Origin of the sequence: Enterobacter cloacae, from assembly GCF_013375935.1 — a bacterium.
GTDB lineage: Bacteria > Pseudomonadota > Gammaproteobacteria > Enterobacterales > Enterobacteriaceae > Enterobacter > Enterobacter pasteurii.
In genome coordinates this window covers 4,276,754-4,301,728 of sequence record NZ_CP056117.1, presented here as the reverse complement: position 1 = coordinate 4,301,728, position 24,975 = coordinate 4,276,754, and the positions used below count along the sequence as shown (strand labels likewise).

Sequence of the window (24,975 nt, the reverse complement as noted above, 5' to 3'; positions counted from 1 at the left end):
AACTCATGTTGAATTATGTGTGTAAACGCCTGCTGGGGCTAATCCCGACGCTGCTGATTGTGGCCGTGCTGGTGTTTTTGTTTGTCCACATGCTGCCCGGCGATCCGGCGCGGTTAATTGCCGGGCCGGAAGCGGACGCGACGGTTATCGAGCTGGTGCGTAAACAGCTGGGGCTTGACCAGCCGCTGTACCGGCAGTTTCTGCATTACATTGGTAACGTACTGCAAGGTGACTTTGGCATCTCGATGGTGTCGCGTCGGCCGGTGTCGGAGGAGATTGCCAGCCGCTTTATGCCGACCTTCTGGCTGACGCTTGCCAGCATGGGCTGGGCGGTGATATTTGGCCTGGGCGCAGGGATTGTGGCCGCCGTCTGGCGCAACCGCTGGCCGGATAAAATCGGCATGGCGCTGGCGGTCACCGGCATCTCTTTCCCGGCGTTTGCGCTGGGCATGCTGCTGATGCAGATTTTCTCCGTCGAGCTGGGCTGGTTGCCCACCGTCGGGGCCGACACCTGGAAGCACTACATTCTCCCCTCCATGACGCTTGGCGCAGCCGTTGCGGCAGTGATGGCCCGCTTCACCCGCGCCTCGTTTGTTGACGTGCTGAGCGAAGATTATATTCGCACCGCGCGGGCGAAAGGGGTTAGCGAGAAATGGGTCATCCTCAAGCACGGTTTTCGTAACGCGATGATCCCGGTGGTGACGATGATGGGGCTTCAGTTTGGCTTTCTGCTGGGCGGCTCTATCGTGGTAGAGAAGGTCTTCAACTGGCCGGGGCTGGGGCGTCTGCTGGTCGACTCGGTCGACATGCGCGACTACCCGGTGATTCAGGCGGAAGTCCTGCTTTTCTCGCTGGAATTTATTCTTATCAATCTCGTGGTGGACGTGCTCTACGCCGCCATTAACCCGGCTATCAGGTATAAATAAGATGCGATTATTGAACTGGCGTCGTCAGGCCATTTTGAACGCTATGCCGGGGATCAGGCCGGACCATATTCGCACCCCGTGGGTTGAGTTCTGGCGGCGATTCCGCCGTCAGCCGGTCGCGATGGTCGCCGGGCTGTTCGTGTTGCTGCTGATCCTGGTGGCGATGGTTGCACCGTGGATAGCCCCGTTTGATGCGGAAAACTACTTCGACTACGACCGTCTGAACGATGGCCCGTCGATGATGCACTGGTTTGGCGTGGACTCGCTCGGGCGCGATATTTTCAGCCGCGTGCTGGTAGGGGCGCAAATCTCGCTGGCGGCCGGGGTTTTTGCGGTGCTGATAGGCGCGGCGATTGGCACCGTGCTGGGGCTGGTGGCCGGGTACTACGAAGGCTGGTGGGATCGCATCATCATGCGCATCTGCGACGTGCTTTTTGCTTTTCCCGGCATTCTGCTGGCCATTGCCGTGGTGGCGGTGATGGGCAGCGGCATGGCGAACGTCATCATCGCCGTGGCGGTATTTTCCATACCCGCCTTCGCTCGCCTGGTGCGTGGCAACACGCTGGTGCTCAAGCAGCAGACCTTTATCGAGTCGGCACGCAGTATGGGGGCCAGCGATGCCACCATCCTGTTCAGCCATATTCTGCCGGGGACGGTGTCGTCCATCGTGGTCTACTTCACCATGCGCATTGGCGTGTCGATTATCTCGGCGGCGAGCCTGTCGTTTTTGGGGTTAGGGGCTCAGCCGCCGACGCCGGAGTGGGGTGCGATGCTGAACGAGGCGAGGGCGGATATGGTGATTGCGCCGCACGTGGCGATCTTCCCGAGCCTGGCGATTTTCCTCACCGTGCTGGCGTTTAATTTACTTGGTGACGGGCTGCGCGACGCGCTGGATCCGAGGATTAAAGGGTAGGTTTTGCGGGACCTTACGGTTTGCCCCTCACCCTAACCCTCTCCCCAAAAGGGAGAGGGGACTGATCGGTGCGGTCTTTTTCCTGGGGTGAGGGGGTAGAAATTAAACCCGGCTGCCCCACAGGTCATATTCGTCGGCGTTTTCAACCTTCACGCGAATGATGTCGCCCGGCTTGACGCTGGTTTCACCGTTCAGATAAACCGCGCCGTCGATTTCAGGGGCATCCGCCATGCTGCGGCCAATCGCGCCTTCTTCATCCACCTCGTCGATGATGACCAGAATCTCGCGGCCCACTTTCTCCTGCAGGCGTTCAGCAGAGATCTGCTGTTGCAGCTGCATAAAGCGGTTCCAGCGCTCCTCTTTCACCTCTTCCGGTACCTGATCCGCCAGCTCGTTGGCGGTTGCGCCTTCAACCGGGCTGTACTTGAAGCAGCCTACGCGGTCCAGGCGCGCTTCCTTCAGGAAGTCGAGCAGCATCTGGAAGTCTTTTTCGGTTTCCCCCGGGAAGCCGACGATAAAGGTGGAACGCAGGGTCAGGTCAGGGCAGATTTCGCGCCACTGTTTGATGCGCGCCAGCTGGCGGTCAACGGAGCCAGGACGCTTCATCAGCTTCAGAATACGCGGGCTGGCGTGCTGGAGCGGGATGTCGAGGTACGGCAGGATTTTGCCTTCCGCCATCAGCGGGATCACGTCATCAACGTGCGGGTACGGGTAGACGTAGTGCAGTCGCGTCCAGATCCCGAGCTTAGCGAGCTGCTCGCACAGGCCAACCATGCTGGTTTTCACCGGCTCGCCGTTGTGGAAGCCGGCGCGGTGCTTCACGTCCACGCCGTAGGCGGAGGTGTCCTGGGAGATGACCAGTAGCTCCTTGACGCCCGCATCGGCGAGGCGTTTGGCCTCTGCCAGCACTTCACCAATCGGACGGCTTACCAGATCGCCACGCATCGACGGGATGATGCAGAAGGTGCAGCGGTGGTTGCAGCCTTCGGAAATTTTTAAGTACGCGTAGTGGCGCGGCGTCAGCTTCACGCCCTGTTCCGGCACCAGGCTCAGGAACGGGTTGTGCTTTGGCTTTGGTACGTAGTGATGAACATGTTCCAGCACCTGCTCGTAGCTGTGCGGCCCGGTGATCTCCAGCACCTTCGGGTGCACCTCGCGGATCTGATCCACTTTTGCACCCAGGCAGCCGGTAACAATCACCTTGCCGTTTTCCGTCAGGGCTTCACCAATGGCTTCCAGCGACTCCTGGACCGCGCTGTCGATGAACCCGCAGGTGTTGACGATCACCATGTCGGCGTTGTCGTAGCTTGGCACCACGTCATAGCCTTCGGTGCGAAGTTCAGTCAGGATGCGTTCGGAATCCACCAGGTTTTTCGGGCAGCCCAGGGAGACAAAGCCGATTTTCGGCTGGTGCATAACATTGCTCATAGATTAAAAATTCATCAATTATGGAATTATCAGGGCGGGATTTTACAGCGTATCGCGGGGGATTTATACATTCTTTATGGCTCAGTTGAATGCGCCATTCGTTGTAACATTGTAAATAATGTTAATCAGTTAACGTTTATTGATCTCAGGCATTAAATTGTACAAAAATTAACCGTATTCTGAAGGTGGTACCATGGCTGACAGAGGAGGAAATAGCATGTCCGTTGACAGACTGAAACGCGATCTGCTTAACAAGCTGGTCAACGCCCGACTCGACCTGGCTGCTTATCTGCAACTCCGCAAGGCGAAAGGGTATATGTCAGTCAGCGAAAGCGAAAATCTGCGTGATAACCTGTTTGAACTTTGCAATTACATGCGTGAAAAAGCACCGGACCTGAAAGCGCAATACGCCGACAGCGAGCTGACGGCGCTGCGCCGTTCCGCCGAGGTGCTCTCCATAGCAGGGGTTTGTTTGATGAACGGACGTCACGACTGCCCAAATTTTATTGCGGTTAACGCAGAGAAGCTTGAAAACTGCCTGACAACGCTCTCTCTTTGCATCATGTGTCTGAACAAGCCTGAAACCCTTGTCCGGCAATGAACCCGGGGGAGGCAACTCCCCCTTTTGCTTAAGCTTTTGTAAAAGTATTAACGCGCCCGGTAACAGTGGCTAATCTTTAAGCCATATGCCGATAAAGGAGTGCGTTATGCCTCGTTCCTCACTGTTTTTCCTGCCCGTACTGCTTTTCCCCGTTTCGCTCCTTGCTGCGCCAGAACCGGTAAACGTCGAGGTGTTACAGACCAGGCTCGATCACCCCTGGTCGCTCGCTTTTCTTCCGGACAATAAGGGGCTGCTGGTCACGCTAAAGGACGGGCAGCTTAAGCACTGGCAGGCAGGGAAAGGGCTCTCCGATCCGATTGTTGGCGTGCCGAAGGTGTGGGCGAGCGGCCAGGGCGGCCTGCTGGACGTGGTGCTGGCCCCGGATTTTGAACGGTCGCGGCGGGTCTGGCTAAGCTTCTCCGAGGCAGATAATGACGGAAAAGCGGGGACCGCGGTAGGCTACGGGCGGCTGAGCGATGACCTGTCGCGCATTGAGGGATTCCAGGTGGTGTTCCGCCAGATGCCGAAGCTCTCCACCGGCAACCACTTTGGCGGACGGCTGGTGTTTGACGGCAAAGGCCACCTCTTTATTGGCCTTGGTGAAAACAACCAGCGCCCGACGGCGCAGGATCTGGATAAGCTTCAGGGCAAGGTGGTGCGCCTGACGGAAGACGGGAAAGTGCCGCCGGATAACCCGTTTGTGAATACCGCCGGGGCGCGCCCCGAAATCTGGTCTTACGGCATTCGTAATCCGCAGGGGATGGCGATGAACCCGTGGAGCGACACGCTGTGGCTCAACGAACACGGCCCGCGCGGCGGGGATGAGATCAACATTCCTGAGAAGGGGAAAAACTACGGCTGGCCGATGGCGACCCACGGCATCAACTACAGCGGCCTGAAAATCCCGGAAGCGAAAGGCGAGCACGTTGAGGGCACGGAAAAGCCGCTGTTTGTCTGGAAGGTCTCGCCGGCCGTCAGCGGTATGGCCTTCTACAATAGCGACGTTTTCCCGCAGTGGAAAAACAAGCTGTTTATTGGCGCGCTGAAGGAGAAAGACATCATCGTGCTGAGCGTGGATGGCAATAAGGTGACGGAGGACGGGCGCATTCTTGGTGATAAAAATCAGCGTATTCGCGACGTGCGCGTGGGGCCGGATGGCTATCTGTACGTGCTGACCGACGAGACGGACGGGCAGCTGCTGAAGGTCAGCCCGTCCGGCGCGTAATCAGCTCACCGGGATCATCACCACGTTACGGTAAGCCGGACGTTCGCTGAGCTGGCGGATCCAGCGCTCAAGGTGCGGGCGCGGAGCCCAGCTCAGCCCCATATTGGTCAGGTTCCAGACAAAAGGGGCGACGGCGATATCGCCCACGCCAAACGCGTCGCCGGAGAACCAGGCGTGCTTCGCCAGTTCGTCGTCCATCATGGCAAACAGCGATTCGCAGGCGTCCTGCGCGGCGTGAATGGCAGGATAGTCACGTTCGGCTTCCGGCGTGCGGATCAGCCCCATCAGGATCACGCGGTGGGTTGGGGAAAGCGTCTGGTTTGCCCAGTCCATCCATTTTTCACCCTGGGCGCGCCGGGCCGGGTTTTCTACCCACAGGCGGCCCTGGCCGTACTGAGCGGCAAGGTAACGCACGATGGTATTGGACTCCCACAGCGTGGCGTCCGTCTCATCATCACGCAGCGGCGGCACCAGCCCGTTTGGATTCATCGCCAGATAGTCAGCGTCCTTATTCACGCCGAACGACAATCCGGCCATGATTTGATTGAACGGTAAATCCAGCTCCTCCAGCGTCCAGAGCACTTTCTTCACGTTTGTCGAATTGTTCCTGCCCCACAGCGTAATCATATTTACTCCCGATGAGATGTGAATCCGAGTCAGCTTTTTGCCATGGTGAGATAAACCTAACAATTACGCAACAGATGCTAAAAAAAACGCCGTAATCAAAGCGTATCTGAATGTTATTGCATAAACTTTAAAAACTTTACCTGGAACAGGTTTCTTTGAACGCTGTAGTGCGCTATTACTCATCGCTTCTTGCGACACGGTGATTGTGACGTGATTTTTAGAATGGACACTCGGGTGGCATTTATGACGCAAAAAACTTCTTCTCTGCGCAGCCTGGCGGCAGGCTCGGCGCTGCTTTTCCTTTTTGCCCCAACGCTCTATGCGGCGGAACAGACGGCGCCCGAAGCGCCACCTGTCGATGCGCGCGCCTGGATCCTGATGGATTACGCCAGCGGAAAAGTGCTGGCAGAGGGTAACGCCGACGAAAAACTCGACCCGGCGAGCCTGACGAAAATAATGACCAGCTATGTGGTTGGCCAGGCGCTGAAAGCGGGCAAGATCAAGCTGGATGACATGGTCACCGTCGGGAAAGACGCCTGGGCGACCGGCAACCCGGCGCTGCGAGGCTCGTCCGTTATGTTCCTGAAGCCCGGCGACCAGGTGTCCGTTTCCGATCTGAATAAAGGGGTCATTATCCAGTCAGGAAATGATGCCTGTATCGCGCTGGCCGATTACGTGGCGGGCAGTCAGGATTCATTTATTGGCTTAATGAACGGCTACGCGCAAAAACTGGGCCTGACCAACACCACGTTTAAAACCGTTCACGGCCTGGACGCGCCGGGTCAGTTCAGTACCGCGCGTGATATGGCGCTGCTGGGCAAAGCGCTGATCCATGACGTTCCGGATGAATACGCCATCCATAAAGAGAAAGAGTTTACCTTCAACAATATTCGCCAGCCTAACCGTAACCGCCTGCTGTGGAGCAGCAACGTCAACGTGGACGGTATGAAAACGGGGACAACCGCCGGGGCGGGATATAACCTCGTGGCCTCCGCAACCCAGGGCGATATGCGCCTGATTTCGGTGGTGCTGGGCACTAAAACCGACCGCATTCGCTTTAACGAATCAGAAAAGCTGCTGACCTGGGGCTTCCGCTTCTTTGAAACCGTCACGCCGATTAAGCCGGACGCCACCTTTGTAAGCCAGCGCGTCTGGTTTGGCGACAAGCGCGAAGTGAGCCTGGGGGCGGGCGAAGCGGGTTCCGTGACCATTCCTCGCGGCCAGCTGAAAAACCTGAAAGCCAGCTATACCCTGACCGATCCGCAGCTCACCGCGCCGCTGAAAAAAGGCCAGGTGGTCGGGACGATTGATTTCCAGCTCAACGGTAAGTCGATTGAACAGCGTCCGCTGGTGGTGATGGAAGCGGTGGAAGAGGGCGGCTTCTTCAGCCGGATGTGGGATTTCGTCCTGATGAAATTCCACGGATGGTTCGGCAGCTGGTTTAGCTAAACCTTATGGGTTTTCTCCCTCTCCCTGCGGGAGAGGGCAGCAGGCCGCACCCCGCTTAATACATCAACTTCACCTGCTGCGCCTTCGCATGGGCCACAATCTCGTCGTCCGGTCGGCAATCGCTCACGATGGCGTCGAAGCGCGACAGTTCCCCCATCCTTGCCGGGCGCACCTTGCCAAACTTACTGTGGTCAACCACCAGCACGTGGTGCTGCGCGGCGTTAAGCGCCCAGTGTTTCACCGGCAGCTCTTCGAGGTTAAAACAGGTCGCCCCCTGCTGCACGTTCACGCCCGCCGCAGAGTAAAAGGCGATATCAGGGCAGAGGTTGCTGAGCGTGTCCTGAATGTTCAGCGGCTTGAAGATGGCATTGCTGGCGTGAAACTCACCGCCGCATAAAATCACCCGGCACGCCGGTTTCTCCTGTAGCGCCAGAAAGGTGTTCAGGGAATAACAGACGGCGGTAAAAGGAAGGGTGCTGTCGATGGCCTCGATGATCCACGGGGTAGTTGTTCCGCAGTCAAAAAACAGCGTCTGATGCGGCTGCACCAGCGAGGCGGCGAGCCGCGCGGCTTTGCGCTTCTCTTCCACCAGCCGCGTTTTTTGATCGCTTAACAGGTAGTGGCTGGCGCTACGCGGTTCAAGGACGATATACCCACCCAGCAGCACAACGGGAGCGCTGTCGCTGTTCAGATCGCGGCGAATGGTCATTTCAGACACGCCGAGCAGGCTGGCGGCTTCCTTGAGATGCAGCTTATCGCTGCGCTTCAGCGCCTGGAGCAGCTGAGCAATGCGGTCATCGCGGCGTGTTTCCATAGATCCTCGGGCTAAAAAAGTGAGCCCCCGCAGGGCGGGGGCTCAAGTGTAACCTGACGGACCGGGGTTAGTCACGTATCCAGCCTTTGCGGATCGGGAGGGCAAACAGAACGCGATAGGCCTGTGATAATCCACGATAAAGCGCCGGACCAAAGAGGCTCCACATGATGGCCGCGCTGACGCAGCCCATCAGACCGACCAGGAAACCGCCGACCATATCCAGCGGCCAGTGCACGCCCAGGTATACGCGGGACCAGGCGATGGCGAGCGCCACTCCCATCAGCACCGCCCCGGACCACAGGCGATGCCAGAACAGGAACGCCAGCGCGAAGGTGAAAATAACCGTGCCGTGATCGCTCGGGAACGAGTCATCCGGCGCATGGTGCAGGAAGTTGTAGCCGACGCGTTCGACAAACGGCCGGTCGTGCGGGAAGGCGTGGCCCAGCGCGTAGCTTGCCAGTACGCTGACGCCGATCGCCATCGCCATTTTGATCACCAGGTGGCGCTGCGCGGTAACCTGTGTGCGTGGCCCCCATAGCCAGAGGATCGCGGCGAGAGCCGGTACAATGCTGATCACATCCTTCGCAATGAAGGTGGCGAGGTCAATCATCCATTCCGGTGACGATGGCGTGGCGTTGAGCAGGTAAAACAGTTCGTAGTTCAGATTCTCTAACATAGTATCGTTACTCTTTAGCAAACCAGGTAGAAACCAGCCCGTAAACCAGCACCTGGGAAAACCAGACCCACCACCCGGCCCACAGGTTGTGAGAGAAAAAATGTGCCCCGCGCATCACCTGCCCGAAGCCCATCAAAAGGCCCATCGCCGCACCCAGCGCGACGAAGGCCCAGGCCAGGCGCGGACGTTCGCGCCAGAAGGCAAAAAACAGCCCCATAATCATAAAGCCGCTCGAGGCGTGGCCGCCGGGAAAGCAGCGCCCCGGCCCGCTGTCTGCCGGAACGGCGCTGAACAGGGGGTACGAAACGGCTTTGCCGCCATACTCCACCAGATCCCACGGGCAGCTGTGGTGGCTGAGGCTTTTCAGCGCGCCGACCACCAGCGCTCCCAGGCCCATCAGCAGCGCGGCCGTTACCAGCCCGGCATTGCGCCTGAATGCGCCGTAAACAAGCGCCACGGCGGCCAGCGCAATGGCCACGTATTTCGCCAGCCGATGGTTCAGCAGATCCAGCAGCGGGTTTTGCTGTAGCGGAAACTGGTGCGCCGCGGCGTCATACCAGAAGCCGGTTATCCACCGGTCGAGCGATTCATCGCGCGAAAGCCAGGTAAAAAGCAGGGCAAGAACGATCAGCACGAAAAGCTGATAACCATAAAAGCGGGTCGGCAAACGGTAAAGTCGTTTTGTCTTAGTTGTCGGTAACTTAGATAATTCTGAAGGGCTGGCGACGTGTGTCATGATTTCGATCGGTAGCGTGAAATGGCTCTATCATAGAGAGGCCAACTTAAGGAAACCTTAAACAACAACGATAAGTGCTTTATTTCTGTTATTTCACGCTAATGTGCTATCTCAGACAGCGGCAATTCATTACACTCATCGCGATTTTTTCATACTAAAGAGATTGCATGATAAACCGTTCTTCTTCCGGTAATCGTCTGGGTCGTCAGGCGTTACTTTTTCCTCTGTGTCTGGTGCTCTACGAATTTTCTACCTATATCGGCAACGACATGATCCAGCCTGGCATGCTGGCCGTTGTTGAGCAGTACAACGCAGGTATTGAGTGGGTGCCGACATCCATGACCGCCTATCTCGCGGGCGGCATGTTTTTACAGTGGCTGTTAGGGCCGCTGTCGGATCGTATTGGCCGCCGTCCGGTAATGCTGACGGGCGTGGTGTGGTTTATCGTTACCTGTCTCGCCACGCTGCTGGCACAAAACATTGAGCAGTTCACCCTGCTGCGCTTCCTTCAGGGCGTGAGCCTGTGCTTTATCGGCGCCGTGGGCTATGCCGCCATTCAGGAGTCGTTCGAGGAGGCGGTGTGCATCAAGATCACCGCGCTGATGGCGAACGTGGCGCTGATTGCACCGCTTCTGGGTCCGCTGGTGGGAGCCGCATGGGTGCACGTTGCGCCGTGGGAGGGGATGTTTGTGCTTTTTGCCGCGCTCGCGGCCGTCTCCTTCTTTGGTCTGCACCGCGCGATGCCGGAGACCGCCACCCGCCTGGGAGAAAAGCTCTCGCTTAAAGAGCTGGGGCGTGATTATAAAGCGGTGCTGAAGAACGGCCGTTTTGTGGCGGGCGCGCTGGCGACGGGCTTCGTCAGCCTGCCTCTGCTGGCGTGGATTGCCCAGTCGCCGGTCATCATCATCAGCGGCGAGCAGCTTAGCAGCTATGAGTATGGCCTGTTGCAGGTGCCGATTTTCGGCGCGCTGATTATCGGTAACCTGGTGCTGGCGCGTATGACGTCGCGTCGCACCGTGCGTTCGCTGATTATTATGGGCGGCTGGCCCATTGCGGCAGGGCTGATTATTGCGGCGGCGGCGACCGTAGCCTCGTCTCATGCCTACCTCTGGATGACCGCGGGGCTAAGTGTATACGCGTTTGGTATTGGCGTGGCGAATGCCGGCCTGGTGCGCCTGACGCTGTTCGCCAGTGAAATGAGTAAAGGCACGGTGTCTGCCGCGATGGGCATGCTGCAAATGCTGATTTTCACCGTCGGTATTGAGGTGAGCAAGCACGCTTACGCGCTTGGCGGCAACGGGCTGTTCAGCCTGTTCAACCTCGCCAACGGCCTGCTGTGGGTAGGGTTAATGGTGGTGTTCCTGAAAGACAAACGCGTAGGAAGCGCGCTGCAACCGTAATCCTTATTCCCTCTCCCGGTGGGAGAGGGTTCCCCACAAATTAATGCGAGCACTAAGCAATCCCCTCGCCCCTCCGGGGTGTACGGTCCGGGGACATGGTAGACAGGTGTTCGGGGACATGGTGAACACTTTTTAACATCCTTTACCCATGGTGATCGACTTTTTCTTCAGGTCGATCACCCCCACTTTCGTGCTGTACCACCACACCTCGTAGCGGCCGTCTTCCTGCATCTCCTTCAGCCCGACCCGTTCTCCCCTGAACGCCTTGCCTGCGCTCAGACTTACCCCTTTCACGCTCAGCTTTCCGCTGATATCCACTTTCCTGACCATCACGCCCTCGTCGTATTCCGGGGGCGGTGTGTTGCCGCTGTACTGCCGTACAGACGGCTTATACCGCGAGCCCGGCACCGCCATATCCAGCGCCTCATGCGGGCGTTCAAGGTTATATACCGTCCGCCAGTGGTCGAAGGCGCGCTGCAGCTCGCCCTCGTTCGCAAACCACTTCCCCTGCAGCACCTCCGTCTTCAGGCTGCGGTGAAAACGCTCCAGCTTGCCCTGCGTCTGCGGATGATACGGCCGGGAGTGCCCCACCCGGATACCCAGACGCATCAGCCACAGCTCCAGCCCCGTCCAGGTGCCGGTGGTGTCTCCCCACGGGGCGCCGTTGTCCATTGTCATCCGGTCCGGCAGGCCGTAACGCTCAAACACGCTGACCAGCTGCTGCTGCACGGTCTCGCGCCGTTCATCGGTACAGTGCGCCAGGCACAGGGAAAAACGGGAGTGGTCGTCCAGCAGGGTGAGCGGATGGCAGCGGCCCCCGCCAAAGGGAAAGTGGCCCTTAAAATCCATCTGCCAGAGGCGGTTCGGCGCGTCATGTTCGAACCGTCCCGTGACGGGAATGCCCGGTGAAGTGCCCGGCAGCAGACCATGGCGGGCCATAAGGTTATGGACGGTGCTGAAGGCGGGCATAGTGTGCCCCTGGTCTTCGAGCCAGTGCTTTATCTTGCGTGCGCCCCAGCGTTGATGGCGGCCATGGGCCATACGCAGCAGGGCAGTGATGTCGTCAGATGAGCGGTTCGGGGAATGGTGCGGTATGCGCGGGCGGTCCTGAAGGCCGGAGGCACCTTCCTCTCCCCAGCGGCGAAGCCACTTGTAGCCGGTCGCAGGTGAAATGCCAAAGTGACGGCAGAGGGAACGGATGTTCGCCCCGTCCTGCGAGGCGAACAAAACAAACTCGGTACGTAATGACATGGTATCTCTCGCATCCCAGGGCATAAGCGACTCCATAAACGGGTTCTTATGCCTTAGTTGTAAGTGTCTACCATGTCCCCGAACAAGTGTTCACTATGTCCCCGGACCGTACACGGGGAGAGGGTTAGGGTGAGGGGACCAGAGCGCACGAAATCAATTAAACGGCGCTTCCCCGTTCAGCACCTTATCAATCACGTCCAGCACGCCTTCGTCATTATTATTCGGCGCCTCAAAGCGGGCCACCGCTTTAATGTGCGGTTTGGCATTGGCCATCGCGAAGTCATACCCTGCCTGGCGCAACATCTCCACGTCGTTACCGCTGTCGCCAAAGGCCACCACCTCGCTGTTCTCAATGCCCCAGCGCGCCTGAAGGATCCGCAGGCCGTTAGCTTTATGCACGCCGGGGATAATCAGGTCGATACTGCCGTGTCCGGTGGTCACCGGCACCATGATGTCGCCAAGCTTTTCATGCAGCAGCGCCTGAATGCGCGGTATTTCGTCGTCCGAGACGTTAAGCCCGAACTTGAAGAAAATATCGTTGAGGTTGTCAAAACTGCTGACGCTTTCAAGACGGTGATAGTACTTCAGGGCAATCTCTTTAAAGAGGTCGTCATAGGTTTTCAGCGTGTAGGCGCTGTTTTTTCCGCAGGCGATAATCTCTATGCCGGGAACGTCGTTTAACAGGGTGGCGACGGTCAAAAAGTGCTCTTTCGACAGCTCGCCGTTAAATACATCTTCACCGGCATCAACGACCCAGCCGCCGTTTTCGGCGACAAAGGCGATCTCGTGGGCGATCTCCGGGAAAAATGAGATCAGCTGGTAATACTGGTTTCCGCTGGCCACCACAAAACGAATGCCTTGCGCCTTCATGCGCGCGTACTGCGCCAGAAAACGCGCCCGATTGTAGGTTTTCGCATCGCTCAGGAAGGAGCCATCCATGTCGACTGCAATCAGCTTAACGCTCATATCCCTTCTCCATTGTCGTTTGTTCAGCGTCCGGTTTTGCCACCGCGCGCGCCACCAGTGCGGCAATAATCACTAACCCTAATACCACCAGCATGGCGCTGCGCAACCCGTAGTGCTCGCCGAGGAACCCAAGCAGCGGCGGCCCCACCAGGAAGGCAAGGTAGCCGGTGGTCGCCACGACGCTTACGCGGGTTGGCGCATCCGGGCCGGTATCGCTGGCGGCAGAAATGGTCAGCGGGAAGCCGAGAGAGGCGCCCAGCCCCCACAGGATCACCGACACGCCGGCAATCCAGTCTACGTCCACAAAGATAATCATCGCGATGCCCAGCCCGCCCAGCAGGGCGCTGGCACGCACCACCGCGACGCGGCTGTAGCGGTCGATAAACCAGCCGCCGGTAAAGCGTCCGACGGTCATACCGAGCGTAAAGCCGGCGTATATCAGCGAGCCGGAGGTGGGGCTAAAGCCGTGCCCGTCCACCATCAGCAGCGGAAGCCAGTCGTTGGCGGAGCCTTCCGCAAACGCCATCGCCAGCACCACCACGCCAATCAGCATCAGCTGGAGATCGCGGTAGAAGGGCAACCCTTTTGCCGCAGACTTTTGTTCATCCGAGGCGTTTTGTCCCGTACCGGCGGGAATAGCCCGGATGCCGGTGAGGATGGGGATAATGCAGACCAGCGCCGCCAGTAATATGTGCACATTGGCGGCAATGCCCAGCGCCGTCAGCGCCATCCCCACGCCCGCGCCCGCCAGCGTGCCGAGGCTGTAAAAGCCATGCATCATCGGCAGCACCGTTTTGTTCATCTCCTGCTCGACGGCGGCCCCTTCAACGTTAATGGCCACTTCTGCTGCTCCAAAGCTGCCGCCGAACACCATCAGTCCGAGGGCGAACATCAGGGGGGAGGCAAACCACAGCGCCACGCTCAGCGCGAGCATACCGACTACGGCGAAGCACATGGTGGTGCGGATCACCGTGCGGGTGCCAAAGCGCTTCACCAGCCAGGCCGAGCACAGGATGCCGCTCATCGAGCCAATCGACAGGCCAAACAGCACAATCCCCATTTCCACCGTGGAGACGGAGAGCGTATCGCGGATTGCGGGCGTGCGCGTCGCCCATGAGGCCATCAGCAGCCCGGGGATAAAGAAGAACATAAACAGCGCCCACATGCGAAGTTGCAGGGCTTTGCGAGGAGAAGTCAGCGTCATTGGGGTCAGCACCAGAAGTACAACGATAGCGACAACACTAGCAACTTTGTGTACATTTGTACATAAACCGGATGAGGATTTTATGAGCAGACCACCGAACGACCCCAACCGTCGGGAGAAGATCCTCCAGGCGACGCTGGACACCATCGCCGAGTACGGTATACACGCCGTCACGCACCGCAAGATTGCAACCTGCGCAGGCGTGCCGCTGGGGTCGATGACCTACTATTTCGACGGTATGGAGCCGCTGCTGGAAGAGGCGTTCACCTGGTTTACGCAGCAGATGTCGCAGCAGTACCGGGATTTCTTTGCAGGCGTTACCGGGCGGGAGAGGGCGTGCGAGGCGATAACCACGCTGATCCACAGCTCAGCGGTGACCACCCCGCACAATATGGCGCTGATGTACCAGCTATATGCCTTTATGCACCGCAGCAACGCGCTGCGCACGGTCATGCAGGACTGGATGAAGATGAGTCAGACCACGCTTGAGCAGTGGTTTGATCCGGCCACCGCCCGCGCGCTGGACGCGTTTATCGAAGGGATGACCCTGCATTTTGTAACCGACCGCGCGCCCTTAACCCGGGAGGAAATCCGGGCGATGGTGGGCCGTATTGCGCGGGAGCAGGCGCCCTGCGATTAACGGCAGGGCGCCGTGACGTTAACGGCCCTTAATTTTTTGACCGGAAGCGTCCACGACCGCTTCGCCATCCTCTTTGGTAAACGCCCCTTTTTGGGCGTCGGGCAGAATATCCAGCACGCGCTCCGAGGGGCGACACAGCCTCGTTCCCAGTGGGGTAACGACAATCGGGCGATTAATCAGGATCGGATATTGCAGCATGTAGTCAACGAGCTGGCTGTCGCTAAACCTGTCTTCCGCCAGGCCCAGCTGGTCATAAGGCTCGACGTTTTTTCGCAGCAGGTCGCGGGGGGTAATACCCATGTCGGCAAGCAGCGTCACCAGCTCGTCGCGAGAGGGCGGAGACTCGAGATACAAAATAATTTCGGGTTCGGTGCCGCTGTTGCGGATCATCTCCAGCGTATTGCGCGACGTGCCGCAGGCCGGGTTGTGGTAGATGGTAATGTTGCTCATATCAGGTACTCACTACAGTGTGACGGAGAGACGTAACGCCAGCGCGGCGAGCGTTACAAACAGGACCGGCAGCGTCATTATAATGCCCGTCCGAAAATAGTAGCCCCAGCCGATCGTCATGTTTTTTTGCGCCAGCACATGGAGCCAGAGCAGGGTGGCAAGGCTGCCGACGGGCGTGATTTTCGGTCCCAGATCGCAGCCAATCACGTTAGCGTAAATCATCGCCTCTTTAATCAATCCCGTTGCCGAGCTGCCTTCAATGGAGAGGGCGCCAATCAGCACCGTTGGCATATTGTTCATTATGGACGACAGGAAGGCGGTGATAAATCCGGTTCCCAGCGTGGTGGCCCAGAGCCCGTATCCGGCTAAGCGATCCAGCACGCCGGAGAGAGACTCCGTCAGCCCGGCGTTGCGCAGGCCATACACCACCAGGTACATTCCCAGCGAGAAGATAACGATCTGCCACGGCGCGCCGCGCAGCACCTTACCGGTATCAATCGCGTGCCCGCGTTTTGCGACGGCAAACAAAATCAGCGCGCCCGCACTCGCGATGGCGCTGACGGGAATGCCGAGAGGCTCAAGCACAAAGAAGCCGATCAGGAGTAATACAAGGACGATCCAGCCCGTTCGGAAGGTTGGCAGATCGTTAATGGCCCGCGCCGGCTCCCGGAGTTTCGACAGATCGTACGTCGGAGGAATGTCCTTGCGAAAGAACAGGTGCAGCATGACCAGCGTTGCGGCAATCGCGGCGATATCAACCGGGATCATCACCGAGGCGTATTCGCTGAACCCCAGCGTAAAGAAGTCTGCCGACACAATGTTGACCAGGTTGGATACAATCAGCGGCAGGCTGGCGGTATCGGCGATAAAGCCTGCCGCCATCACAAACGCCAGCGTCGCCTGCTTGCTGAACCCGAGCGCCAGCAGCATGGCGATAACGATAGGCGTCAGGATCAGCGCCGCACCGTCATTGGCGAACAGCGCCGCAACGGCTGCCCCCAGCAGCACGATCCAGGTAAACAGCAACCGCCCCCGACCGTTTCCCCAGCGGGCAACGTGCAGCGCCGCCCACTCGAAAAAGCCGGACTCATCCAGCAGCAGGCTGATAACGATCACCGCGATAAACGTGGCCGTGGCGTTCCAGACAATATTCCAGACCACCGGTATATCGTTAACGTGGATAACGCCGCTCGCCAGCGCCAGCGCGGCGCCAAGGGTCGCGCTCCAGCCGATGCTGAGCCCTTTGGGTTGCCAGATGACCAGCACCAGTGTGAATAAAAAAATCGCCCCTGCCAGAAACATCGTCTACTCCATTATATCTGATTTTGTGAATGTATTCTTCTTAACACGCACCCGGAAGGTTGCTTTTCAGCTTCAGGCGGGTCTCTTCCCGCAGGCAGTTCCAGCTGTTATCGATAACGGACGCTGCCCACGCGGGCATGTTCGGAGATAACCGGTAATGGACCCATTTTCCCTCCCGGCGATCGATGACCAGCCCGGACTCCCGGAGCAATGCCATATGGCGGGAGACTTTCGGCTGCGGCTCGCCGGTGGCGGAGCAGAGATCGCAGACGCACAGCTCCCCCGCTTCACGCAGAAGCATGACGATGGAGAGCCGCGTTTCGTCGGAGAGGGTTTTGAAGAGCTGAACGGGGTGAAGCATCTGGCGATCCTGCGTGTTTTTCTGTCATATGCATTAAATCATATGTGTTTACGTGAGGAGGGGGAAGCGGAAATGGTAAGATGGGTGAATTTCAGGCAACAAAAAACCCATCAACCTTGAACCAAAACGGCGGGGTTGATGGGCTCCACAAATTGGGGACATCAAAGAAAAGCAGTGGCACTAGTTATGACTGCACCCTGCGTAAAAAGTTCTGCGCGTAACGAAAATTTTTTCCACTACGCGCAAACTTAAGAGTTATCCGAGTCCAGGCCATATAATGACGATCAGCGTACCCGCCAGCGTCAGCAGCACGTTTGCGATGGCGTAGGTGCCTGCATATCCCAGCGCCGGGATGTTGCTGCGCGCGGTGTCGCTGATGATTTCCATCGCCGGGGCGCAGGTGCGCGCGCCCATCATCGCCCCGAAGAGCAGGGCGCGGTTCATGCGCAGCACGTAGGCCCCGAACAGGAAGCAGAGCACCACCGGTACCAGGCTGACGATAAGTCCGGAAACCAACATTTGCCAGCCAACGGCGCCCAGGCCGTTACCAATGCCGCTACCGGCGCTTAAGCCTACTCCCGCCATAAAGACCATCAGGCCGAACTCCTTCACCATGTTCAGCGCACCCTGCGGGATATAGCCGAAGGTAGGATGGTTCGCTCGCAGGAAGCCCAGCATGATCCCGGCGAACAGCAGGCCGGCAGCGTTACCGATGCCGAAGCTAAAGTTGCTGAACTGGAAGGTGATCATCCCAATCATCAGGCCAACAATGAAGAACGCGCAGAAGGCTAACAGGTCCGTCACCTGGCTGTGAATCGAGATAAAGCCGATACGGTCGGCAACGGTTTTGACGCGCCGGGCATCGCCGCTGACCTGCAACACGTCGCCTTTGTTGAGAACCACGTTGTCGTCGATAGGCATTTCAATCTGGCTGCGGATCACGCGGTTGAGGAAACAGCCGTGGTCGGTCAGCTTCAGCTGCGCCAGGCGGCGGCCCACGGCGTTGTGGTTTTTCACCACAATCTCTTCGGTAACGATACGCATGTCCAGCAGGTCGCGGTCGAACACCTCTTTCCCGTTGCGGAAGCTGGGATCGAGGCGCGCGTGAGCGTCCGGGTAGCCGACGAGGGCAATATCATCGCCCATCTGGAGCACCGCATCACCGTCCGGGTTCGCCAGGATGCCGTTACGACGGATACGTTCGATATAGCAGCCGGTCTGACGGTAAATCCCCAGCTCGCGCAGGTTTTTCCCGTCGGTCCAGGCAACCAGCTCCGGCCCGACGCGGTAAGCGCGGATAACCGGCAGGTAGACCTTACGTTTGGAGTCCGTGTCCAGGCCGCGCTCGCGGGCGATGGTCTGGGCGCTGGTCTGGAGATCCTGATGCTGAAGTTTTGGCAAATAGCGCGCGCCAACAATCAGGCTCACCAGACCAATCAGATAGGTCAGGGCATAGCCCAGGCTCAGGTTGTCCAGCGCGGTGGAAAGCTGCGTCCCAGCCATGCCCGAATGGCGAAGCGTATCGCCGGCGCCGACCAGCACCGGCGTGGAAGTCATCGAGCCCGCCAGCATACCCGCCGTTAAGCCAATGTCCCAGCCAAACAGCTTGCCCAGCCCTAACGCAATCAGCAGTGCGCTGCCGACCATCACCAGCGCCAGCATCAGGTAATTTTTGCCGTCACGGAAGAAAATTGAAAAAAAGTTCGGACCGGCTTCCACGCCTACGCAAAAAATAAACAGCATGAAACCTAAGTTAAGCGCGTCCGTGTTAATGCTGAAATGCTGCTGACCTAATAATAAGGAGACGACTAAAACGCCAATGGAATTACCAAGTTGAACTGAACCCAGGCGTAATTTACCCAGACAAAGGCCCAGCGCCAGTACCACAAATAATAACAGGATGTAATTCCCATTTAACAAGTCTGCGACGTTTATATTCACGGAGGCTAACTTCTTGTTTACCAGTAAGTTGTTGAATGAAAGGACTATTTGGGCTACTGTTTTTACGGTCAGGGACAAACGCTAACGCGTCTCGCTCCCTGATAATTTCCCTAAACCAATAGCAAGCGGTTAGTTTAATCGTATTAGCTTTCGACAGCTACCTATTATCGCATCACTGCATGCGGCCTTTGGCAAGGATTGCCACTTTGCTTTATCTGACTGGGCGTCCGCTGGACGAGTGTGTATTTGATAGAGAGGAAGTCAGGAGGATAATTTGAACATTAAGCGAAACTGGGCGGGCGCAATCAGCTGTTTTTTGCTGTTTACGGTCGTTTGCATGTCGTTAGCTTTTAATGTGAAGGGAGCCTTCAGAGCTTCTGGTCATCCGGAGCTGGGCCTGCTCTTTTTCATCCTGCCGGGGGTCGTGGCCAGTTTTCTCTCGCGAAAAGGTGAGGTGATCATGCCGCTTATCGGGGCGATGCTTGCGGCCCCCCTCTGTCTGCTCCTGATGCGCGTACTGTTTCTTTCGTCGAGAAGCGTCTGGCAGGAAGTGGCGTGGTTAATGAGCGGCGTTTTCTGGTGCGCGCTGGGGGCGCTGTGCTTCTTATTTACGCGTAGCCTGCTGCAACAGCGCAAGCCACGTAAATAAAAACGCCCTCGGGGAGAGGGCGTCTTCGCATTACTGAGCGGCAAACAGGCCCAGATGCTCTTTGGCGTAGGCTTCAAAATCTGTGCAGCCGCCGATGTGTTTCTGATCGAGGAAGATCTGCGGCACGGTTTCAACCGGCTTGCCAACGGTTTTTTCCAGATCGGCTTTGCTGATGCCTTCCGCGTGGATGTCAACGTAACGGAAGTTGAAATCATCACGCTCTTCAGTCAGTTTCTCAGCCAGCTCTTTAGCGCGCACACAGTAAGGGCATCCTGGACGACCAAAAATTACTGCAAACATTTCTCTCTCCTCAAAAAACAAGCCTGACGGCGAATATCGCCTATAGTGCACGATAACCTGCCGTCATGGAAAGAAGGTTTCACCTGTCACTTTGATACAGTCAGGCTATGTTTCGCCAATTACATCGCGCAGATCATTGCCTATACTGGCTGCCATACGTTTTACGCAACACAAAGAGAGACAAGATGACGCCAACCATTGACCTGCTTCGTTCCCACCGTTCCATTCGCCATTTCACCGATGAGCCCATTACCCAGGCACAGCGGGAAGCGATCATCGACAGCGCAAGAGGCACCTCCAGCTCCAGCTTTTTGCAGTGCAGCTCGATTATCCGCATCACCGATCCGGCAATGCGTGAACAGCTGGTGACCCTGACGGGCGGGCAAAAGCACGTCGCTCAGGCGGCCGAGTTCTGGGTATTCTGCGCCGATTTTAACCGCCACCTGCAAATCTGCCCGGAGGCGGAGCTGGGGCTGGCGGAACAGCTGCTGCTGGGCGTGGTGGATACCGCGCTGATGGCGCAAAACGCCTTCACGGCGGCTGAGTCGTTGGGGCTTGGCGGGGTGTATATCGGCGGGCTGCGCAACAATATCGAAAGCGTGACGGAACTGCTGAAGCTTCCGAAGCACGTGCTGCCGCTGTTTGGCCTGTGCCTTGGCTGGCCGGCGGATAACCCGGATCTCAAGCCGCGTATTCCTGCAGCGATGCTGGTGCACGAGAATCATTACCAGCCGGTCGATCCGAACGTGCTGGACCAGTATGACGAAGAGCTGGCGAACTACTATTTAACGCGCGACAGCAATAACCGCCGCGACACCTGGAGTGACCATATCCGCCGCACCATCGTTAAGGAAAGCCGCCCGTTCATTCTTGAATATCTGCACAAGCAGGGCTGGGCGACGCGATAGTCCATTCCTCCTGCGCCTCGTGTATGATAGGCAGGCTTTCCCATGTCTTCAGAGAGGTGCAGGGTGAAAATTGCCATATTGTCCCGGGATGGAACGCTCTATTCATGCAAGCGCCTGCGAGAAGCGGCGGCGAAACGCGGGCATCAGGTTGAGATTCTCGATCCGATGTCCTGCTATATGAACATCGACCCAGCGGCGTCGTCGATTCATTACAAAGGCCGCAAGCTCCCGCATTTTGATGCGGTGATCCCCCGCATTGGCTCCCAGATAACCTATTACGGCACGGCCGCGCTGCGTCAGTTTGAAATGCTGGGCAGCTATCCGCTCAACGAGTCCGTGGCGATTTCCCGCGCCCGCGATAAGCTGCGATCGCTACAGCTGCTCGCGCGTCAGGGAATCGATCTGCCCGTTACCGGCATTGCCCATTCGCCGGACGACACCAGCGATCTGATCGACATGGTGGGTGGAGCACCTCTGGTAATTAAGCTGGTTGAAGGCACGCAGGGTATTGGGGTGGTACTGGCGGAGACGCGCCAGGCGGCCGAAAGCGTGATTGACGCCTTTCGTGGCCTGAATGCCCATATCCTGGTGCAGGAGTATATTAAAGAGGCCAGAGGGCGCGACATTCGCTGCTTTGTGGTCGGCGATGAGGTGGTAGCCGCCATTGAGCGGCAGGCTAAAGAGGGCGACTTCCGCTCCAACCTGCACCGTGGCGGCATCGCCCGGGTTGCCGTCATCAGCGAGCGCGAGCGCGAGATTGCGGTGAAAGCCGCGCAGACGCTGGGGCTGGACGTGGCGGGTGTCGATCTGCTGCGCGCCGAGCGCGGCCCGCTGGTGATGGAAGTGAACGCCTCTCCGGGGCTGGAAGGGGTGGAAAAAACCACAGGCGTCGATATTGCAGGTAAAATGATTGCATGGATTGAACGCCATGCTACGCCGGGATTCTGCCTGAAAACGGGCGGTTGAATGGATCGGCGCGCGCTTTTTGCGTAATCTGAACACCGTTTTTATTTAAGAGGCTGCACAGCGATGGATTTACAGGTCGTACCTACACTGGATACGTTACGTCAATGGCTCGATGATGCCGGTATTACTTTTTTCGAATGCGACTCCTGCCAGGCGCTGCATCTGCCTCACATGCAAAATTTCGACGGTATTTTCGATGCCAAAATCGATCTGATTAACGACGTGATTCTTTTCTCGGCCCTGGCCGAGGTGAAGCCTTCCGCGCTGCTGGCGCTGGCGTCCGACCTGTCAGCGATTAACGCCAGTTCTTTGACCGTGAAAGCGTTTCTCGACATACAGGATGATAATCTGCCGAAGCTGGTGGTTTGCCAGTCATTATTCTCCGGTGCCGGGCTCTCCTTTAAGCAGTTCGCCTGGTTTATGCGCCTGAGCGAAGAGCAAATTTCCATGGTGATGATGGAAGCCAACGCGCATCACCTGCTGTACAGCGCGGAAGATGATGCTGAGAATAAAGATGCAGCACCCAATTTTCTCCACTAGGGCTGTCTGACTTTTGCGCAGTCGCTGCCAGAGCGGCTGCATAACGCCATTTTTTCTGCTGCTTTTAACCTTTCTTTAAAGAATCTTTCACCTCCCCTCAGGCCATTTCGGCTTATCACGTAGACATAATCTGCATAAAAAATTGATAAAAGGCGTTTTTTCGTCTGGGCTATAGCCGGAGACACGGGCTACAGTTATTCTTGCGATGCTTAAAAAAGCGAGCGGACCTGCCGGATAAAGGGGGTTATTTTTATTTCAGGCAGAGCGACAAACTATGCATGATTATTGCATATCTTCAGGCTGCACAGTTTTGGTTCGTTTGTTAACGAGCTTTCAGAAGGAATAACAATATGATCGCCTTGAATAAAAAATGGTTATCGGGTCTGGTTGCGGGTGCTCTGATGGCCGTCTCTGCCGGCACGCTCGCTGCGGAACAAAAAACGCTGCACGTCTATAACTGGTCTGACTATATTGCGCCGGACACCGTCGCCAGTTTTGAAAAAGAGACCGGCATTAAGGTGGTCTACGACGTCTTCGACTCCAACGAGGTGCTGGAAGGCAAACTGATGGCGGGCAGCACCGGTTTTGACCTGGTGGTGCCCTCCGCCAGCTTCCTGGAGCGTCAGCTGACCGCCGGCGTCTTCCAGCCGCTGGACAAGAGCAAATTACCGAACTGGAAAAACCTCGACCCGGAGGTGCTGAAGCTGATTGCCAAACACGATCCGGAGAACAAATACGCGATGCCTTATCTGTGGGCGACCACCGGTATTGGCTACAACGTGGATAAGGTCAAAGCCGCTCTGGGCCCGGACGTTAAGCTGGACAGCTGGGACGTGGTGCTGAAGCCGGAAAACCTTGAAAAGCTGAAAAGCTGCGGCGTCTCTTTCCTCGATGCCCCGGAAGAAATTTTTGCCACCGTGCTTAACTATCTCGGCAAAGATCCGAACAGCAGCAAGGCCGACGACTACACCGGCCCGGCAACCGATCTGCTGCTGAAGCTGCGTCCGAATATTCGCTACTTCCACTCCTCTCAGTACATTAACGACCTGGCAAACGGCGACATCTGCGTGGCGATCGGCTGGGCAGGCGACGTCTGGCAGGCGGCGAACCGCGCGAAAGAGGCGAAAAACGGCGTGAATGTCTCCTACTTCATACCGAAAGAGGGGGCGCTGGCCTTCTTCGACGTCTTCGCCATGCCGGCTGATGCGAAAAACAAAGAAGAAGCGTATCAGTTCCTCAACTACCTGATGCGTCCGGAAGTGATTGCCCACATCAGCGATCACGTCTACTACGCCAACGGTAACAAGGCCTCCGTGCCGATGGTCAGCGAGGAGATCCGTAATAACCCGGCCATTTATCCGCCGGCCGACGTGTTTGCCAAGCTGTTCACCCTGAAGGTGCAGGAACCTAAAATTGACCGCGTGCGTACCCGCGCGTGGACGAAGGTGAAAAGCGGTAAGTAATTACCCGTGAGCTGTAGGCCGGGCACGCGTAGCGCTCCCGGCAACGGGCGCACCGTTCTGGTGCGCCTGCACCATGATTTGTTTTCTGCCGGAGAGCACCCCGTGAATGACGCGATCCCCCGCCCGCAGGCGAAAGTCCGTAAAGCGCTGACCCCGCTTCTTGAAATTCGTAACCTCACCAAGTCCTTCGACGGTCAGCATGCCGTGGACGACGTCAGCCTGACGATCTACAAGGGTGAGATTTTTGCTCTCCTCGGCGCGTCCGGCTGCGGTAAATCGACCCTGCTGCGCATGCTCGCCGGGTTTGAACAGCCGACCGCCGGGCAGATTGTGCTCGACGGTGTCGATCTTTCCAGCGTGCCGCCGTACCAGCGGCCCATTAACATGATGTTCCAGTCCTACGCGCTGTTTCCGCACATGACCGTTGAGCAGAACATCGCCTTCGGCCTGAAGCAGGACAAACTGCCGAAAGCCGAAATCACCGCGCGCGTGGCAGAGATGCTGAGCCTGGTGCACATGCAGGAGTTCGCGAAGCGTAAGCCGCACCAGCTTTCCGGCGGCCAGCGTCAGCGCGTGGCGCTGGCGAGAAGCCTTGCCAAGCGTCCGAAGCTCTTACTGCTCGACGAACCGATGGGTGCGCTGGATAAAAAGCTGCGCGACCGTATGCAGCTTGAGGTGGTGGATATTCTCGAGCGCGTGGGGGCAACCTGCGTGATGGTGACCCATGACCAGGAAGAGGCGATGACCATGGCCGGGCGCATTGCGATCATGAATCGCGGTAAGTTCGTGCAGATTGGCGAGCCGGAGGAGATCTACGAGCACCCGACCACCCGCTACAGCGCGGAGTTTATCGGCTCGGTGAACGTCTTCGAAGGGCTGCTGAAAGCGCGTGAGGAGGACGGCCTGGTGATCGAATCGCCGGGGCTGGTGCACCCGCTTAAGGTGGATCCGGATAACGCCGTGATGGACAACGTGCCGGTCTACGTTGCTCTGCGCCCGGAAAAAATCATGCTCTGCGATGAGCCGCCCGCCGATGGCTACAACTTTGCCGTGGGCGAAGTGGTGCACATTGCCTACCTGGGCGACCTTTCTATCTACCACGTGCGCCTGAAAAGCGGGCAGATGCTCAGCGCCCAGCTGCAGAACGAACACCGGTATCGCAAGGGACAGCCGACCTGGGGCGACGAGGTGAGCCTGTGCTGGGATGCGGACAGCTGCGTAGTCCTGACGGTATAAGGA

The 24,975-nt window shown here is 57.7% G+C and carries 26 protein-coding genes; 13 read left to right on the top strand and 13 right to left on the bottom strand.

From position 1 onward, the window contains the following. Positions 1-5 precede the first annotated feature (5 nt). Both gsiC and gsiD read left to right on the top strand, forming a co-directional pair. Positions 6-926 (top strand): glutathione ABC transporter permease GsiC, encoded by a 921-nt coding sequence (gene gsiC, locus HWQ14_RS20235; RefSeq protein WP_148418690.1) that lies wholly within the window; start codon positions 6-8, stop codon positions 924-926. Between the two features lies 1 nt (position 927). Further along, positions 928-1,839 (top strand): glutathione ABC transporter permease GsiD, encoded by a 912-nt coding sequence (gsiD, locus tag HWQ14_RS20230; RefSeq protein ID WP_148418691.1) that lies wholly within the window; start codon positions 928-930, stop codon positions 1,837-1,839. A 102-nt stretch (positions 1,840-1,941) separates the two neighbouring features. Here the strand turns inward: gsiD and rimO are convergent, their stop codons facing one another. After that, positions 1,942-3,267, bottom strand: coding sequence for a 30S ribosomal protein S12 methylthiotransferase RimO (gene rimO / locus HWQ14_RS20225; RefSeq protein WP_176610796.1), 1,326 nt, complete (start codon positions 3,265-3,267; stop codon positions 1,942-1,944). A 217-nt stretch (positions 3,268-3,484) separates the two neighbouring features. On the opposite strand from rimO, the gene bssR reads away from it, so the two are divergent. Then, positions 3,485-3,868: a biofilm formation regulator BssR gene (gene bssR, locus HWQ14_RS20220; RefSeq protein WP_176610795.1), complete on the top strand. Its 384-nt coding sequence runs from the start codon at positions 3,485-3,487 to the stop codon at positions 3,866-3,868. A 106-nt stretch (positions 3,869-3,974) separates the two neighbouring features. Next, positions 3,975-5,093 carry a PQQ-dependent sugar dehydrogenase gene (locus HWQ14_RS20215; protein ID WP_176610794.1) on the top strand — a complete coding sequence of 373 codons (1,119 nt, stop codon included), beginning with the start codon at positions 3,975-3,977 and terminating at the stop codon, positions 5,091-5,093. On the opposite strand, the gene HWQ14_RS20210 is transcribed toward HWQ14_RS20215, so the two are convergent. Continuing rightward, positions 5,094-5,720, bottom strand: coding sequence for a glutathione S-transferase family protein (locus HWQ14_RS20210; protein WP_176610793.1), 627 nt, complete (start codon positions 5,718-5,720; stop codon positions 5,094-5,096). 243 nt (positions 5,721-5,963) lie between these two features. Between HWQ14_RS20210 and dacC the strand changes: the two genes are divergently transcribed. Next, a complete protein-coding gene (dacC, locus tag HWQ14_RS20205; protein ID WP_148418696.1) occupies positions 5,964-7,169 on the top strand; it encodes a serine-type D-Ala-D-Ala carboxypeptidase in 1,206 nt (401 codons plus the stop codon). Positions 7,170-7,224: 55 nt separating this feature from the next. On the opposite strand, the gene deoR is transcribed toward dacC, so the two are convergent. From deoR to HWQ14_RS20190, 3 genes are all read right to left on the bottom strand, one after another. Then, a complete protein-coding gene (deoR, locus tag HWQ14_RS20200; protein ID WP_176610792.1) occupies positions 7,225-7,983 on the bottom strand; it encodes a DNA-binding transcriptional repressor DeoR in 759 nt (252 codons plus the stop codon). A 67-nt stretch (positions 7,984-8,050) separates the two neighbouring features. Continuing rightward, entirely contained in the window at positions 8,051-8,659 is a 609-nt protein-coding gene (ybjG, locus tag HWQ14_RS20195) for an undecaprenyl-diphosphate phosphatase (RefSeq protein ID WP_148418698.1), read from the bottom strand. Between the two features lie 7 nt (positions 8,660-8,666). Beyond that, positions 8,667-9,395, bottom strand: coding sequence for a phosphatase PAP2 family protein (locus HWQ14_RS20190; RefSeq protein ID WP_176610791.1), 729 nt, complete (start codon positions 9,393-9,395; stop codon positions 8,667-8,669). A gap of 167 nt (positions 9,396-9,562) precedes the next feature. Between HWQ14_RS20190 and HWQ14_RS20185 the strand changes: the two genes are divergently transcribed. After that, positions 9,563-10,795 carry an MFS transporter gene (locus HWQ14_RS20185; RefSeq protein WP_176610790.1) on the top strand — a complete coding sequence of 411 codons (1,233 nt, stop codon included), beginning with the start codon at positions 9,563-9,565 and terminating at the stop codon, positions 10,793-10,795. Positions 10,796-10,927: 132 nt separating this feature from the next. Here HWQ14_RS20185 and HWQ14_RS20180 read toward each other — a convergent pair whose 3' ends face one another. The 3 genes from HWQ14_RS20180 to HWQ14_RS20170 form a co-directional block, all read right to left on the bottom strand. Continuing rightward, complete coding sequence (locus HWQ14_RS20180; protein ID WP_432418025.1) at positions 10,928-12,070, bottom strand: IS481 family transposase; 1,143 nt, start codon at positions 12,068-12,070, stop codon at positions 10,928-10,930. Positions 12,071-12,199: 129 nt separating this feature from the next. After that, positions 12,200-13,012, bottom strand: a complete 813-nt coding sequence (locus tag HWQ14_RS20175; protein WP_176610789.1) for a Cof-type HAD-IIB family hydrolase — start codon at positions 13,010-13,012, stop codon at positions 12,200-12,202. Then, on the bottom strand, positions 13,002-14,216 hold the full coding sequence (locus tag HWQ14_RS20170; RefSeq protein WP_176610788.1) for an MFS transporter: 1,215 nt from the start codon (positions 14,214-14,216) through the stop codon (positions 13,002-13,004). The genes HWQ14_RS20175 and HWQ14_RS20170 overlap by 11 nt, the downstream gene beginning before the upstream one ends. An 82-nt stretch (positions 14,217-14,298) precedes the next feature. Between HWQ14_RS20170 and HWQ14_RS20165 the strand changes: the two genes are divergently transcribed. Further along, a complete protein-coding gene (locus tag HWQ14_RS20165) occupies positions 14,299-14,856 on the top strand; it encodes a TetR/AcrR family transcriptional regulator (protein WP_176610787.1) in 558 nt (185 codons plus the stop codon). 18 nt (positions 14,857-14,874) lie between these two features. Here HWQ14_RS20165 and arsC read toward each other — a convergent pair whose 3' ends face one another. The 4 genes from arsC to HWQ14_RS20145 form a co-directional block, all read right to left on the bottom strand. Continuing rightward, entirely contained in the window at positions 14,875-15,306 is a 432-nt protein-coding gene (arsC, locus tag HWQ14_RS20160; protein WP_176610786.1) for a glutaredoxin-dependent arsenate reductase, read from the bottom strand. Between the two features lie 12 nt (positions 15,307-15,318). Continuing rightward, on the bottom strand, positions 15,319-16,608 hold the full coding sequence (locus HWQ14_RS20155) for an arsenic transporter (protein ID WP_176610785.1): 1,290 nt from the start codon (positions 16,606-16,608) through the stop codon (positions 15,319-15,321). 40 nt (positions 16,609-16,648) lie between these two features. Continuing rightward, the gene (locus tag HWQ14_RS20150) at positions 16,649-16,969 is read right to left on the bottom strand and encodes a metalloregulator ArsR/SmtB family transcription factor (RefSeq protein WP_176610784.1); all 321 of its coding nucleotides are present in this window, start codon (positions 16,967-16,969) and stop codon (positions 16,649-16,651) included. A 255-nt stretch (positions 16,970-17,224) separates the two neighbouring features. After that, the gene (locus HWQ14_RS20145; protein ID WP_176610783.1) at positions 17,225-18,910 is read right to left on the bottom strand and encodes an aspartate:alanine antiporter; all 1,686 of its coding nucleotides are present in this window, start codon (positions 18,908-18,910) and stop codon (positions 17,225-17,227) included. A 274-nt stretch (positions 18,911-19,184) separates the two neighbouring features. Here HWQ14_RS20145 and HWQ14_RS20140 point away from each other — a divergent pair, with 274 nt between their 5' ends. Beyond that, a complete protein-coding gene (locus tag HWQ14_RS20140) occupies positions 19,185-19,559 on the top strand; it encodes an inner membrane protein YbjM (protein WP_176610782.1) in 375 nt (124 codons plus the stop codon). A 30-nt stretch (positions 19,560-19,589) separates the two neighbouring features. Here the strand turns inward: HWQ14_RS20140 and HWQ14_RS20135 are convergent, their stop codons facing one another. After that, the gene (locus HWQ14_RS20135) at positions 19,590-19,859 is read right to left on the bottom strand and encodes a GrxA family glutaredoxin (protein ID WP_014169305.1); all 270 of its coding nucleotides are present in this window, start codon (positions 19,857-19,859) and stop codon (positions 19,590-19,592) included. A 185-nt stretch (positions 19,860-20,044) separates the two neighbouring features. Here HWQ14_RS20135 and nfsA point away from each other — a divergent pair, with 185 nt between their 5' ends. From nfsA to potG, 5 genes are all read left to right on the top strand, one after another. After that, positions 20,045-20,767, top strand: coding sequence for a nitroreductase NfsA (nfsA, locus tag HWQ14_RS20130; RefSeq protein WP_148418707.1), 723 nt, complete (start codon positions 20,045-20,047; stop codon positions 20,765-20,767). 63 nt (positions 20,768-20,830) lie between these two features. After that, a complete protein-coding gene (rimK, locus tag HWQ14_RS20125; protein ID WP_148418708.1) occupies positions 20,831-21,733 on the top strand; it encodes a 30S ribosomal protein S6--L-glutamate ligase in 903 nt (300 codons plus the stop codon). 63 nt (positions 21,734-21,796) lie between these two features. Continuing rightward, on the top strand, positions 21,797-22,273 hold the full coding sequence (locus HWQ14_RS20120; RefSeq protein ID WP_148418709.1) for a YbjN domain-containing protein: 477 nt from the start codon (positions 21,797-21,799) through the stop codon (positions 22,271-22,273). 350 nt (positions 22,274-22,623) lie between these two features. After that, a complete protein-coding gene (gene potF / locus HWQ14_RS20115) occupies positions 22,624-23,736 on the top strand; it encodes a spermidine/putrescine ABC transporter substrate-binding protein PotF (RefSeq protein WP_176610781.1) in 1,113 nt (370 codons plus the stop codon). Positions 23,737-23,838: 102 nt separating this feature from the next. Continuing rightward, complete coding sequence (potG, locus tag HWQ14_RS20110; protein ID WP_148419178.1) at positions 23,839-24,972, top strand: putrescine ABC transporter ATP-binding subunit PotG; 1,134 nt, start codon at positions 23,839-23,841, stop codon at positions 24,970-24,972. Positions 24,973-24,975: the final 3 nt, after the last annotated feature.